The organism is Achromobacter sp. SIMBA_011 (assembly GCF_046535435.1).
Lineage (GTDB): Bacteria > Pseudomonadota > Gammaproteobacteria > Burkholderiales > Burkholderiaceae_B > Achromobacter > Achromobacter dolens.
Genome location: NZ_JAWRWN010000058.1, coordinates 1 through 452, shown reverse-complemented (window position 1 = coordinate 452; position 452 = coordinate 1). Strand labels below are relative to the sequence as shown.

The window sequence follows — 452 nt, the reverse complement described above, 5'->3', positions numbered from 1 at the left end:
CAGCACGAGCCCGATCACGCCCAGCGCGGACAGCACCTGCACCACAATAATCAGCGTTTTGAATAACAGCATCACACCCACCCGGTTGGATCTGGCGACCGGACCACCCGGCCGCCATCATGGTTCAATTCGATCGCGGACCGCTCAACGCGCAGCCCGGCAGATCGCCAGAAAATCTTCAGCCTTCAGCGACGCGCCGCCGATCAGGCCGCCGATGACGCCTGCGGCGAGGCCGCCGGCAATCGCTGCGCCATCATTGTGGCGGCGATGTTCGCGGTAGGGCGGCGGGGGTGGGCCGCCACGGTCGTAACCACGGTCATAGCGCGGACGATAGGGATAGTCCTGAGCCGAGGCTGTGCCGTAGGATGCGAAGACGCTGCCGGTGGCGACCAGCGCGGCAATGGTGGAAAGAATTATCTTTTTCATCGAGGGCTACTCCATAAGCCTGCCTT

General features: G+C 63.3%; 2 pseudogenes. Both read right to left on the bottom strand.

Annotated elements, in window-relative coordinates:
• Window positions 1-72, bottom strand: a pseudogene (locus SB816_RS29890) (preprotein translocase subunit SecG); the annotation flags it as partial.
• Window positions 73-144: 72 nt separating this feature from the next.
• Window positions 145-213 (bottom strand): annotated as a pseudogene (locus SB816_RS29885) (triose-phosphate isomerase); the annotation flags it as partial.
• Window positions 214-452: the final 239 nt, after the last annotated feature.